The following is a 12,512-nucleotide window of genomic DNA, read 5'->3' on the forward strand; positions in this document are numbered from 1 at the left end:
AGGTGGTGACGGGCTGCCTGGCGGCCTTCTGGGCGGCGGCGTGAGCCGGGGGTGCGGGGCGGGCCCGGACCGCCCCTCGTACCCCTCCACGGCCCGGGAAAGGGCCTTCTGGCGGCCCGCGCGGACCGGTTTTCGAGCGCCGTGAAGGCGCCAATCCGGGCGGCGTCCCCGCGTGCCCGCCCGGCCGAAAGCGGGCGGGTCCGAACCCGGCCGTACCGGCCCGGACCGGCCTTCGGCGTCCCGCGCGCTGTCCGGTACGCGACCCGGCCGATTGGCCGGAGTCGTGGGTTGCCCCCGGCCCGGGCCACCGCTAGCGCCCTGGCGGCGACGACCCGCCCTCCCCATCATCGTCCCGGGGTGCGCCGCCGCACCGCCCTCAGCGAACCCTTCGGGGAGGCGACGACCGTGCAGACGACGACCGTGGAGACGCCCGATGTTCCGCCGTCGGCGGCGGCGACCAGGTGACCGTCCTCACCGGTCACCGCCTGGGCGCGCTCATCGCCGACCGCACCGGCCGGCCCGCCCTCGCCCACGAGGCCGAGGTCGTCGGCCAGGTGCTGCCCTTCCGGGTCACCTCCCACGTCGCCGACGAACTCGTCGACTGGACGCGCGCCCCCGACGACCCGCTCTACCGCCTCGTCATGCCCCACCGGGGGCTGCTCGCCCCCGCCGACTTCGCCGCCGTCGAGCGGAGCCTGCGGGACGGGGACCGGGACCGGCTGCGCCTGGTCGTCGACGGGCTCCGCGAGCGGCTCGACCCGCACCCGGCCGGCCGTGACGCGGCGGGCCTGCGGCACCGCTACCCGGAGACGCTGCTCGTCCTGCCGGGCCAGGGGCGTACCTGCCACGGCCCCTGCGCGTCCTGCTCCCGGTGGCCACGGTTCGCCGGGGATCCGGTGCGGGGCCGGGAGCTCGGCGGCCCGGAGGCGTTGGGCGACCGGCTGGACCGGCATCCGGAGATCACCGATGTCCTCTTCGCGGGCGTCCCTTTCGCGGGCGGGTCAGGGGCGGATCCGCCCGATCCGCCGGACCCGTTCGAGCTGCGGACCGCGCGGCTCGCCCCGTACGTGACGGCGCTCCTCGACCGGCCCGGCGTGCGGACCGTCCGGATCGTCACCCGGGCCGTGTCCCGCTTCCCCGGGCGTTTCCTGGACGCCCCCGACGCCGACGACCTCCTCCGCCTCCTCGAACGGGTCGTGGCGTCCGGGCGGCACCTCGTCCTGACGCTGTACGTCTGCCATCCCCGGGAGCTCCGGCCGGCGACGGCCCGCCGCGCCCTCGGCCGGCTGGCCGCGACGGGCGCGGTGCTGCGCACCAGGGGGGCCGTCCTGCGGCGCGTCAACGACGACGCCGCGCTCTGGGCGCGGATGTGGCGTGAGCAGACGGCGCTCGGCCTGGCGCCGTACGGCATGCTCGTCGAGCGCGGCGGTGGCGTACGGCGCTGTTTCCGGTTGCCGCTGGCCCGGGTCCTCGAGGTCCATGCGGAGGCGCTCCGGCGGGTCCCGGGGCTCGCGGGCAGGGTGTGCGGCCCGGTGATGCCGACGGAGCTCGGCGTGCTGGCGGTCGACGGACCCGTCCGCCTCGCGGACGGTCCGGCGTTCGCCCTCCGGGCGGTGAGGACCCCTGACCCGGCCCTGAGGGGCAGGGTGGCGTACGCCCCGTTCGATCCGGCGGCCCGGTGGTGGGACGAACTCGTCCCGTACGGGCCGGGGGACCGGTCCCTGATCCCGGGGGAGCCGCTGACGACCGCCGAGTAGGGGCGTGCGGTCAGGCGGGCGGGGCGAGCAGGCTCGTCTCCTGGCCCGCCCGGCGCAGCGAGTCCGCGACGAAACCGTTCGCCTTGAGCTCCTCGACGACGGCGCGGAGGAAGGCGACGGTCTCCGGGGCGCGGGTGACCGTGGTGCCGACGGCCTGCCGGATCTCCATGAACCGGCCCTCGATGAGCCGGACGTCGGGGTTCTCCCGTACGTACGCGGTCATCGGCTGCCGGATGCCCGCGCCCGCCTCCAGGCCCTCCGCCCGGAAGGTGTCCACGCCCTCCTCGCCGCGGACGACCGTCGCGTGCGCGAGGGACCGGGAGAGGTACAGGTCGTACGCGGAGCCCTGCTTGACCCCGATGCGGACGCCGGGCGCGTCGACGTCCTCGACGGAGGTGAGGGCGGAGTCGCGCGGGACGGCGTACACCCCCTCGATGACCACGTACGGGGCGGTGAACGCGACTTCCTTCTCGCGCGCCGGGTCCACGGCGAGGAAGCACAGGTCGGCCCGGCCGTCCGCCATCGCCTCGAAGGACTTCCGTGCCGCGTCGAAGCACAGCAGCTCGACGGGGACCCCGAGCCGCGCCCCGATCTCCCGCGCCAGATCCACGGTGATCCCGGACGGGGCCTCGGGGGTGCCCTGGGCGAGCACCGGGTTCCCCAGGTTCACGGAGGCCCGGAGGGTGCCGGTGGGGGCGAGGTCGGCGATGAGGGCGGGGCCCGCTGGGATCGTCATGGGGACGGATTCTAGGCAGCCGGCGTGTGGTGCAGGCCGTCCAGGAGGGCCAGGTCCTCGTCGGTGAGCCGGAGCGCGCCGGCGGCGACGTTGGCGGCGAGGTGTTCGGGGTCGCCGGTGCCGGGGATGGCGAGCAGGTGGGGGCCCTGGTGGAGGGTCCAGGCGATCCGCACCTGGGCGGGGCTCGCGCCGTGGGCCTCGGCGACGGCGAGCACTTCGGGGCTCTCGGCGGCGGTGGCGCCGCCTTCGCGGCCGGCGCCGGCGATCGCGTAGAACGGCACGAAGGCGATGCCCTGTTCGCCGCAGTACCGGACGAAGTCGGCGTACTCCGGGCGGACCCCGATGCCGTACATGTTCTGCACGCAGACGACGGGGGCGATGGTCCGGGCCTCGGCGAGCTGCTCGGGGGTGATGTTGGAGAGGCCGAGGTGCCGGATGAGACCGGCCTCGCGGAGTTCGGCGAGGGCGCCGAAGCGTTCGGCGACCGAATCGGTGCCGAGGATGCGGAGGTTGACGACGTCGAGGTGGTCGCGGCCGAGCTGGCGCAGGTTCTCCTCGACCTGTCCGCGCAGCCCGGCGGGGGTCCGCGCGTGCTCGCTCCAGGCGCCGGTCGTGTCCCGGGCGGGCCCGACCTTGGTGGCGATGACGAGGTCGTCGGGGTAGGGCCCGCCGAGCGCGCTGCGGATCAGCTCGTTGGCGGACCGGAGCGGGGAGAAGTAGAAGGCGGCGGTGTCGATGTGGTTCACGCCGAGCTCGACGGCCTTGCGCAGTACGGCGATCGCCTCGCCGCGATCGCGCGGCACGGCGTCCTCGACGAGGGCCGCGCCACGCTGCGGGAGCCGCATGGCGCCGAAGCCGACACGGCGGACGGTGAGATCACCGAGCACCCAGGTACCGGAGGCGGCGGCCGGGACGGCGGAGGAGGGCCGGGCGGAGGACGGGGAGGTGGTCATGCGGGGCATGATCGCCGAGAGGCGCTCGCGCCGCCATCGGATATCCGCGGGTGCGATCCGCGCGCTGTGCGGGGGTCGGCGAGTCGGTCAGGGTTCCGGGGCGGGGGTGGCCTGGTGGTAGTACATGCGCCAGCCGGCCGTGTCGTCCGTCTTCCGCCAGATCGAGCTGCGCCGGGCCCGTCTGCCGTCGAGGACGGTCTCGAACGTCAGGTGCACGATTCCGGGGGCCAGTACCGTGCCGGTCATCCCGCTGGGCGCGTACGTCGGGCCGTCCTCGGCGGCGCCCCGCATGACCTCCATCGCCGCGAGCATCGACGGGCGGTCCCAGCGGCGTCCCGAGGCGCCCACCTCCACGAACTCCGGGTCGAGGTACCGCTCGGACAGCTCTCTGGACGAGCGGACCGCGGGGGTCATCAGGAGCAGCTCCCGCTCGATCGCCTCGGCCACGGCGGCCTCGTCGTCGTTCGTGTGCATCGTGGCGTTCCCGGTGTCGTCGCTAGCTCGTCGCGTTCGGCTTCCAGTCCTTGGCGAGGAGGCCGAGGATCACCTCGTCGAGGAACTCGCCCAGGACCCATGCCGAGGAGCGCAGGACGCCCTCGCGGACGAAGCCGTTGTGTTCGGCGGAGCGGAGCATCCCGTGGTTGTCCGCGAGGGTCTCGATCTGGAGGCGGTGCAGGCCGCGTACGACGAAGCCGTAGTGGCACAGGACCGCGACCACGTCCGAGCCGTAGCCCTTGCCGCGGGCGGAGGGCAGCAGGCCGAGGCCGATGTGTGCGGCCCGGTGGTGGTTGTCGATGCCCCAGAGCGTCGCGGTGCCGACGAGCGCGCCGCCGTCCCGCTCGACCACCGAGAAGGAGACGGTCTCCGGTCCCTGGTCGTCGACGAACAGCCGCGGGTCCTTGGCGCCGGGTGTGATCGGCCGCCACGGGGCGCCTTCGGCGCGTGAGCCGGTGACGGCGTCGTCGTACAGCTCCGTCCGCAGGATCGGGATGTCTTCCTCGTACCGGGCCCGGAGTACGACCTTGCTTCCGCTCAGCATGCGTCGTTCCTATCCGACCGTGGTCGCCGACGGCAAACCAATTCCGCGGCCGGGTTCCGAACACCCCCGTATGCGGAGGGGGTTGGCCCCACCCCTGATTCGCGTGCCTGCCGGATGGGGGCGCTCCGGCGATTTCGCGAGGCTGTGCGCATGACAACGAACCGTGGACGCCGCGCCCTCCTCCTCACCCTCTCCGCCGCCGTCGTGGCCGGGGCCGCCCTCTCCGGCGGTGGGGCGGCCACCGCCGTCGCCGCCCCCGCCGCTCCCGTCTCCGTCGTTCCCGCTTCCGGCGCCCCCGTCTCCGGTGCCTCGATCTCCGTCGCGCCCGCCGCTCCCGCCGGCCTCGACTGGGGCGGCTGCGACGCCGCCGTGCGGCCGCTGCCCGGGCAGGAGTGCGCCCGGCTCTCCGTGCCCCTCGACTACGCCCGGCCCCACGGGGAGCAGATCCAGCTCGCCGTCTCCCGGCTCCGGAGTACGGTGCCCGCGGCGCGGCGCGGCACGCTCATGGTGATTCCCGGCGGCCCCGGCAGTTCCGGTGTGCAGCGGCTCGCGCAGAAGGGGGCCGTGCTCGCCGGGGAGACGGGCGGGGCGTACGACCTCGTCGCCTTCGACCCGCGTGGCATCGGTGGTTCCGCCAAGGCGCGGTGCGGGCTCGCCGAGGAGGACCGCTGGATGGTCACCCTGCGGTCCTGGCCCGGCGCGGGCGGCGGCGTCGAGGAGAACATCGCCCGGTCGAAGCGCATCGCCGAGGCCTGCGCCCGCAACGGCGGTGCCATGCTGCGCGGCCTCACCACCGCGAACCAGGTGCGGGACCTGGAGCGGCTGCGGCAGGCGCTCGGCGAGCGGAAGCTCTCCGCGTGGGCCGTGTCGTACGGGACGTACGTGGCCGCCGAGTACGCCCAGAAGTTCCCCGGGCGGACCGACCGCTGGGTCCTCGACAGCAGCAGTGACCCCGACCCGCGTCGGGTGGCCCGGGGTTGGCTGGAGGGCATGGCGGAGGGCGCCGCGGACCGGTTCCCCGACTTCGCCGCGTGGGCCTCGCACCCCGACCGCGCGAAGGCCGGGCTGCGGCTCGCCGAACGGCCCGAGGACGTCCGGCCGTTGCTCCTCGACCTCGCCGCACGCCTCGACCGCGCCCCGCACGCCTCCGCGACGGCCGGTGTGCCGCTGTCCGGGGCCATGCTGCTCCAGGCCCTTCAGCAGTCCCTCTACTCCGACGGCTCCTTCGAGGGCTTCGCCAGGCTGGTCACCGCCGCGCTCGACCCCGCCGGCCGGCCCGTGCTGCCGCCCGAGCTGGCCGGGGCCATGCCCGACGAGGCCGCCGCCGTCAGCGTGGGCGTGATCTGCAACGACGTCGACTGGCCGCGGGCGTCCCCGGCGGCGTACCAGCGGGTCGTCGACGCCGACCGGGTCCGCCACCCGCTGACCGCCGGCATGCCGGTGAACGCCACCCCCTGCGCGTACTGGAAGGGCGGCGCCGTCGAGAAGCCGGTCCGGATCACCGACCGCGGCCCGTCCAACATCCTCATGATCCAGAACCTGCGGGACCCGTCCACGCCGTACACCAAGGGCCTGGCGATGCGGGCCGCCCTCGGCGACCGCGCGCGGCTCGTCTCCGTCGACCACGGCGGCCACGGGGTCTACCTCGGCAACGGCAACGCCTGCGGCGACCGCGCCGTGACCCGCTTCCTGACCGAGGGCGTACGGCCGGACCGGGACGTCCTCTGCCGGTGACCAGGTGACCGTGGCCGTGACCGTACGGCGAAGGGCCCGGCCGGATTTCCTCCGGCCGGGCCCTCCTCGTATCGCCGCGTCAGACCTTCACCGGCTCCGGGGCAGGCTCCGGGCTGCCGTCGGCCGTGGTCACTTCGGCCGCCGGCTCCGTGTCCACGTCGAACTCCTCCAGGAGTTCCCTGCTGAAGCCCCAGAAGTACGTCGCCACGAAGCCGGCCAGATAGCCGACGAGCAGGCCGCCCGCGTAGATCGCGATCGTCTCGCCGAGGCCCTTGTTGCCGTCGAGGAGGGGGAACAGGGCCCAGCCCGACGGGCCGATCGCCGTCGAGCCGACCGAGTCGCCCAGCATGCTGAAGAGGCCGACGAAGCCGCCGCCGAACGCGCCGCCGACGCACGCCGTGACGAACGGGCGGCCCAGCGGCAGCGAGACGCCGTAGATCAGGGGCTCGCCGACGCCCAGGAAGCCGGCCGGGAGGGCGGACTTGATGGTGCGGCGGATCGAGCCGTTGCGCGGGAGCTTCAGGTAGACGGCCATCGCCGCGCCGACCTGGCCCGCGCCCGCCATCGCGAGGATCGGCAGGAGTACCGTGTAGCCCTGCTGTTCGATCAGGGTCGTGTGGATCGGGATGAGGGCCTGGTGCAGGCCCAGCATCACCAGCGGCAGGAAGAGGCCGCCGAGGACGAAGCCCGCGCCCGCGCCGGCGTTCGCGAGGAGCCAGTCGGCGAACTCGCCGATCGCCGTGGAGATCTCACCGGCCACGAACATCAGGCCGAAGATCGTCACCAGGCCGGAGATCAGGACCGTGAGCGTCGGGGTGACCAGGACGTCGAGCGATTCCGGCACCCAGCGGCGGCACCACTTCTCCACGTACACGGCGAGGACCGCCGCGCCGAGCGCGCCGAGCACACCGCCCTGGCCGGGGGAGAGGGTCTGGCCGAAGGCGTCGATCTTGGCGACGCCGGGGAAGACGATGATCGCCGCGACGGCGCCGCCGAGGATCGCCGTACCGCCGAACTCCTTCGCCGTGTTGTAGCCGACGAAGACCGCGATGAGCGCCATGAAGCCGCTCGCCATCGCCGCGAGTGCGGGGGTGACGCCGGGCAGCCAGCCGAGGTTGACCAGCAGGCCGTTGAGGCCGGCGATGATGCCGCAGCCGATGAGCGCGGGGATCAGCGGGACGAAGATGTTCGCGATCCGGCGGAGGAAGAGCTTGAACGGGGTGGCGTTCTTCGCCTTCCGCGCCGCCTTGAGCGCCGCGCCCCGGTCGGCGAGTTCCGCCGCCGAGTGGGCGGCCGCGGGGGCCTCGGCCACCAGGGCCTCGAACTCCGGTGTCACGCGGGCGACGGTGCCCGGGCCGAGGACGATCTGGTACGTGTCGTCCTCCACCACACCCATCACGGAGGGCAGGGCCTTGAGGGCCTCGTCCTGGACGAGCGAGCGGTCGTGCAGTCCCAGCCGGAGGCGGGTCATGCAGTGGGCCACGGAGCTGATGTTCCCGGCGCCGCCGACGAGGGGGAGGATCGCGGCGGCGATGGCGCGGTTCTTGTCGTCTGTGCTCATGGTGCGGTGGTGCCTTGCTGTGAGGGGAGGGGGCTCAGTCGGTCTTCGCGTGCAGCGCCGCGCGCAGGTGGCCCTGGGAGTCGGTCAGCCGTTCGGCGGCCGTCGGGGCGTCGATGTCCGCGAGGATCATCAGGATCGCGTTCTTCACCTCGCCGTCGGCGGCGGCGAGGGCGGTCTCGATCTGCTCGTCCGGGGCTCCGGTGGCCAGCGCGACGATGCGCCGCGAGCGGGCCTGGAGCTTCTCGTTGGAGGCGCGGACGTCGACCATGAGGTTTCCGTACGTCTTGCCGAGCCGGATCATCGTGATCGTCGAGATCATGTTGAGGACGAGCTTCTGGGCGGTGCCCGCCTTGAGCCGGGTCGAGCCGGTGAGCAGCTCGGGGCCGGGGACGACCTCGATGCCGTGCTCGGCGGCGGCGGCGAGCGCGCTGTCCGCGTTGCAGGAGAGGCCGATGGTGAGCGCGCCGTGCGCGCGGGCGTGCTCGACGGCGCCGATGGCGTACGGGGTGCGGCCGGAGGCGGAGATGCCGACGACGGTGTCGTCCGCGGTGAGGCCGAGCGCGGTGAGGTCCTCGGCGGCGAGTTCCTTGGAGTCCTCGGCGCCTTCGACGGCCTTGACCATGGCGGACGGGCCGCCGGCGATGAGGCCGACGACCTGGGTCGGGTCGGTGTTGAAGGTGGGCGGGCACTCGCTGGCGTCGAGGACGCCGAGCCGGCCGGCGGTGCCGGCGCCCAGGTAGATGAGCCGTCCGCCGCGGGCCATGCGCTCGGCGGTGGCGTCGATCGCGGCGGCGATGGCCGGGAGCTGCCGGGCGACGGCGGCGGGGACGGTGGCGTCCTCGCCGTTCATGAGCGCGGCGATCTCGGCGGTGGGCAGCTGGTCGATCTCGGCCAGTTCGGGGCGGAAGGCCTCGGTGGTGAGGGTGGCCAGCTGGGCGCGGAGTTCGGAGTACGTAGCAGACACGTGCGGCTCTTTCGGTGCTGTGGTCGTCAGCGGGCGCTTCAGCGCGTGCGGGGGGAGTGGCGGTGGGCGAGGGCTTCGTACGAGGCGGCGAGGGCAGGGGCCGCCGTCTCGTACGTACGTTGGGTGACGCAGGTGAACAGGCAGTCCACGACCAGGAGTTGGCTGGTCCGGGACGACATGGCGGCGGGGCGCAGTTCGCTCTCGCGGGCGGTGGAGGTGGTGAGGATGTGGTCGGCGTACTGCGTGACCGGGCCGTCGGGGCGGCCGGTGATCGCGACCGTGGTCGCCCCGTGGTCGAAGGCCACCCGCAGCGGTTCTATGACGTCGCCGGTCGAGCCGGAGTGGGTGATGGCGATGGCGACGTCGCCGGAGCGGAGCTGCACGGCGTTGGTGACGGCGAGGTGCGGGTCGCTGTGGGCGTGCGCGATCAGGCCGATGCGGAGGAGTTTCTGGCCGAGGTCCTGGGCGACGAGGCCGGAGGCGCCGATGCCGTAGATGTCGATGCGGCGGGCGGTGGCGAGGGCGGCGACGGCGGCGCCGAGCTGGACGGTGTCGAGTCCGGCGGCGGTGTCGGCGAGGGTCTGCTGCTCGTCGTAGGCCAGCTTGGCGACGACGTCGGCGATCGGGTCGTCGACGGCGATGTCGGCGGTGACGGCGGGCGCCCGGCCGGACTGCTGCTGGGCGGCGAGCCCGGCGAGGGCGAGGCGCAGGTCGCGGTAGCCGGGGTAGCCGAGGAGGCGGGCGGTGCGGACGACGGTCGCCTCGCTGGTGCCGGTGAGCTCGGCGAGGCCGGTGACCGTGAGCGCGGCGCAGCCGGCCGGGTCTCCGGCGACGGCTTCGGCGACCCGCTGCATGGAGCGGGTCATGGACGGCGCGAGGGTGCGTACCTTGGCCGCGAGGGCGGCGGGCGCGGGCGGCGCGTCGCTCGTGAAACTTTCCTTCACTTCATTGGTCACACCTGAAAGATACTTTCGGCCGGGTGGCGCGACAAGACCCCGACGGTCCCGGATCGGGCCGGGACCTTGGACCTTTCCGGACGTTTTCGCGAGCCGCGCGCACCGGGTGACAATGGGTCCATGGACGACATCGACCCCGTGGAACAGGCGCTGCACGCCGCTCGCGCGCTGGTGCTGGCCGACCTGGTGGCCCGGGAAGTCGCGGCCGCCGAGGTCGTGTCGATGGTGGAGGAATCGGTGACCCACCGGCGCTGGTGGGTCGAGCAGTGGCCGGAGGGCGTCTCGTACGTCGCCGGGCTCGTCGCGCAGGACGTCCAGGACGCCCTGCTGGAACGGTACGGACGCTGGCCGCTCTGCCCGGTCTGCGCCACCGGCGACCCGCACGCCCTGGACGTGGAGCCGGAGCTCGGCCCGGACCCGCACTGGGTCTGCGGCAAGCAGGGGGTCGTGGTCGCGCCGGTGGGCGGCCTGAAGTGAGGAGCCCGCGCAGGTGACGCTCTACATCGACCCGCCGACCTGGCCGGGGCACGGCCGCATGTGGTCGCACCTCGTCAGCGACGTCTCCTTCGACGAGCTGCACGCCTTCGCCGCGTCGATCGGCGCGCCGCCCCGGGCCTTCGAGCGGGACCACTACGACATCCCGTCCGACCGGTACGCCGACGCGGTGGCGGGCGGCGCGGTCGAGGTCGGCTCGAAGGAGCTGCTGCGCCGCCTGACCGAGGCGGGCCTGCGCCGGCCGAAGGGCCGCCCGGCGTCCTGAGGGCCCGCGTCGAGGGCCGCCCGGCGTCCTGAGGACTCGCGTCGAGGACCTACGGGACGACGTGGGCGGCGATCGCCCAGGCGCACTCGATCGACTCCTTGTGCGTGGTGTCGACCTCCACGTCGTACTCCACGCCCTCGTGCACGACGTACGCCTGCTTCGCCGCCATGCCCGCGACGCGGTCGCCGCGCGCGGTCTCCCGGCCCTCGGCGACGGCGCCGTCGCACCGGACGCCGACCCAGAGCACGTCCAGGTCCCCGACGAAGCTCCGCCAGCGCTCCTGGGCGGCGGCACCGCCGAGGAAGACGTCGTCGATGATGATCCGGGCGCCCGCGCGGGCCATCGCGACGACGCCCTCGGCCCAGGCGCCCTCAAGGGCGCGGAACTCGGGCCCGATGCTCACCCCGCCGTCGGCGTCGAACTCGATGCCGCCTTCGGCGCTCTGCATCTTCAGGGGCATCGCCTCGATGAGGGAGTCGACGCCGAAGGCCAGCCAGGGCTCGGGAAGGACGGACTGGAGGCACCGTACGATGCCGGACTTCCCCGCGCTGGAACCGCCGTTGAGGATGATCATCCGAGTGGTCACCCCGTCACCGTACGGCGCTGCCGGGACGGTGCGGAAACGGATTTCACCCGGCGCGCACCAGTGCGGACGCGCCTCAGCAGCTCGACGTGGCCTTCCCCCTGGCCGGTTCGGACGGGGTGGTCCCGCCCGCGGGTGTGCTCCGGGCGACCACGTGGCCGGGGGCCGGGCGCTTGGTCAGGCGGAGGGCCAGGGCCGCCGTTCCCAGGCCCAGGACCGTCATCGCCGCGCCCGCCCAGGCCGTCGAGGCGAAGCCGAGGTTCGCGTCGATGACCGTGCCGCCGAGCCAGGGGCCGCCCGTGTTGCCGAGGTTGAAGGCGGCGGTGGTGGTGGCGCCCGCGAGGGTGGGGGCGGCGCCGGCGACGTTGAACATGCGGGCGTTGAGGGCCGGGGCCGTGTAGAAGGCCGAGACGCCGAGGAGGAAGGTCAGCACGATCGTGGCGGCCGGGTTCGAGGCGAACAGGGCCAGGGCCACGAGGAAGACGGTGGAGGCGGAGATGCCGGTGAGCAGCACGCCGAAGAGGTGCGCGTCGGCGACCCGGCCGCCGATCGTCGTACCGACGACGGCGCCGATGCCGAAGAGGCCGAGGACGCCGGAGACCCAGGCCTCGTCGAGGCCGGAGACGTCGGTGAGCAGCGGCGCGAGGTACGAGAAGGCGCAGAAGACGCCGCCCGCCGCGAGGGCCGTGACCGCGATCGACAGGAGGACCTGGCGGTCGCGGTAGATGGCGACCTCGTTCTTGAGGCGGGGCCTGGTCTCGGGGAGCGGGATGCGGGGGATGCGGGTGACGACGCCGACGAGCGCGATGGCGGAGGCGAGGCCGACGGCCCAGAAGGCGGAGCGCCAGCCGAGGTGCTCGCCGAGGAAGGCGCCGGCGGGGACGCCGAGGACGTTGGCGATGGAGAGGCCGCCGATCATGACCGCCATCGCCCGGGCCCGTGAGCCGACCGGGACCATCGCGATGGCCACCGCCGCGCCGACCGCCCAGAAGCCCGCGCAGGCGAGGGCGCTGATCACGCGGGAGGCGAAGAGGACCGCGTAGTTGGGGGCGAGGGCGCCGGCCATCTGGCCGAGGCCGAAGACGGTGATGAGGGCGATGAGGGTGGTCTTGCGGGGGAGCCGGAGGGTGGCGACGGCGAGGAGCGGTGCGCCGACGACCATGCCGATCGCGAACGCCGAGATGAGGAGTCCGGCGCGGGGGATGGAGACGTTCATGTCCTCCGCGATGGGCGGCAGCAGGCCGGAGAGCATGAATTCGCTCGTCCCGAGCGCGAACACGGACAGTCCGAGGATGTAGACGGCCAGGGGCATCCGGGGGGATGCGGCGGGCCCGGCGTCGGGGGTCGGGGTGGATGTCGTGGGCTCGGCGGAGGGAGACGGCATGACATGCGTCAACCTGTGGTTGGTACCTGTCATTCCCGGAGTGCGGGGGATCTCGGCATACGGGACGGGTGCCGCCTCCGGAGGT

The 12,512-nt window shown here is 74.0% G+C and carries 14 protein-coding genes; 4 read left to right on the forward strand and 10 right to left on the reverse strand.

The window, feature by feature from the left end:
* Nucleotides 1–344: 344 nt before the first annotated feature.
* A complete protein-coding gene (locus tag DEJ43_RS37530; RefSeq protein WP_158506263.1) occupies nucleotides 345–482 on the reverse strand; it encodes a hypothetical protein in 138 nt (45 codons plus the stop codon).
* Between DEJ43_RS37530 and DEJ43_RS20290 the strand changes: the two genes are divergently transcribed.
* A complete protein-coding gene (locus tag DEJ43_RS20290) occupies nucleotides 462–1,757 on the forward strand; it encodes a lysine 2,3-aminomutase (protein ID WP_015035250.1) in 1,296 nt (431 codons plus the stop codon). The two genes, DEJ43_RS37530 and DEJ43_RS20290, sit on opposite strands and share 21 nt — an antisense overlap.
* A 10-nt stretch (nucleotides 1,758–1,767) precedes the next feature.
* On the opposite strand, the gene DEJ43_RS20295 is transcribed toward DEJ43_RS20290, so the two are convergent.
* The 4 genes from DEJ43_RS20295 to DEJ43_RS20310 form a co-directional block, all read right to left on the reverse strand.
* Nucleotides 1,768–2,493, reverse strand: coding sequence for a transporter substrate-binding domain-containing protein (locus DEJ43_RS20295; RefSeq protein ID WP_015035251.1), 726 nt, complete (start codon nucleotides 2,491–2,493; stop codon nucleotides 1,768–1,770).
* Nucleotides 2,494–2,504: 11 nt separating this feature from the next.
* A complete protein-coding gene (locus tag DEJ43_RS20300) occupies nucleotides 2,505–3,455 on the reverse strand; it encodes an aldo/keto reductase (RefSeq protein ID WP_015035252.1) in 951 nt (316 codons plus the stop codon).
* 78 nt (nucleotides 3,456–3,533) lie between these two features.
* Nucleotides 3,534–3,920, reverse strand: a complete 387-nt coding sequence (locus DEJ43_RS20305) for a nuclear transport factor 2 family protein (RefSeq protein WP_015035253.1) — start codon at nucleotides 3,918–3,920, stop codon at nucleotides 3,534–3,536.
* Between the two features lie 22 nt (nucleotides 3,921–3,942).
* On the reverse strand, nucleotides 3,943–4,485 hold the full coding sequence (locus tag DEJ43_RS20310) for a GNAT family N-acetyltransferase (protein ID WP_015035254.1): 543 nt from the start codon (nucleotides 4,483–4,485) through the stop codon (nucleotides 3,943–3,945).
* 150 nt (nucleotides 4,486–4,635) lie between these two features.
* On the opposite strand from DEJ43_RS20310, the gene DEJ43_RS20315 reads away from it, so the two are divergent.
* Nucleotides 4,636–6,219, forward strand: coding sequence for an alpha/beta hydrolase (locus DEJ43_RS20315; RefSeq protein WP_015035255.1), 1,584 nt, complete (start codon nucleotides 4,636–4,638; stop codon nucleotides 6,217–6,219).
* Nucleotides 6,220–6,298: 79 nt separating this feature from the next.
* On the opposite strand, the gene DEJ43_RS20320 is transcribed toward DEJ43_RS20315, so the two are convergent.
* From DEJ43_RS20320 to DEJ43_RS20330, 3 genes are read right to left on the reverse strand one after another with little or no spacing between them, the layout of a single operon-like run.
* Entirely contained in the window at nucleotides 6,299–7,780 is a 1,482-nt protein-coding gene (locus DEJ43_RS20320) for a PTS transporter subunit EIIC (RefSeq protein ID WP_015035256.1), read from the reverse strand.
* Between the two features lie 34 nt (nucleotides 7,781–7,814).
* A complete protein-coding gene (murQ, locus tag DEJ43_RS20325; RefSeq protein ID WP_015035257.1) occupies nucleotides 7,815–8,744 on the reverse strand; it encodes an N-acetylmuramic acid 6-phosphate etherase in 930 nt (309 codons plus the stop codon).
* A gap of 38 nt (nucleotides 8,745–8,782) precedes the next feature.
* Nucleotides 8,783–9,700: a MurR/RpiR family transcriptional regulator gene (locus DEJ43_RS20330; protein ID WP_015035258.1), complete on the reverse strand. Its 918-nt coding sequence runs from the start codon at nucleotides 9,698–9,700 to the stop codon at nucleotides 8,783–8,785.
* 120 nt (nucleotides 9,701–9,820) lie between these two features.
* On the opposite strand from DEJ43_RS20330, the gene DEJ43_RS20335 reads away from it, so the two are divergent.
* A complete protein-coding gene (locus DEJ43_RS20335; RefSeq protein ID WP_041662725.1) occupies nucleotides 9,821–10,177 on the forward strand; it encodes a hypothetical protein in 357 nt (118 codons plus the stop codon).
* A 13-nt stretch (nucleotides 10,178–10,190) separates the two neighbouring features.
* Nucleotides 10,191–10,460: a DUF4031 domain-containing protein gene (locus tag DEJ43_RS20340; protein ID WP_015035260.1), complete on the forward strand. Its 270-nt coding sequence runs from the start codon at nucleotides 10,191–10,193 to the stop codon at nucleotides 10,458–10,460.
* A 49-nt stretch (nucleotides 10,461–10,509) separates the two neighbouring features.
* On the opposite strand, the gene cpt is transcribed toward DEJ43_RS20340, so the two are convergent.
* Complete coding sequence (gene cpt / locus DEJ43_RS20345; RefSeq protein ID WP_015035261.1) at nucleotides 10,510–11,034, reverse strand: chloramphenicol phosphotransferase CPT; 525 nt, start codon at nucleotides 11,032–11,034, stop codon at nucleotides 10,510–10,512.
* Between the two features lie 85 nt (nucleotides 11,035–11,119).
* Nucleotides 11,120–12,355, reverse strand: coding sequence for a chloramphenicol efflux MFS transporter CmlV (cmlV, locus tag DEJ43_RS20350; RefSeq protein WP_015035262.1), 1,236 nt, complete (start codon nucleotides 12,353–12,355; stop codon nucleotides 11,120–11,122).
* Nucleotides 12,356–12,512 lie beyond the last annotated feature (157 nt).

Source organism: Streptomyces venezuelae ATCC 10712, from assembly GCF_008639165.1.
In the GTDB taxonomy this organism is placed as follows: Bacteria; Actinomycetota; Actinomycetes; order Streptomycetales; family Streptomycetaceae; genus Streptomyces; species Streptomyces venezuelae.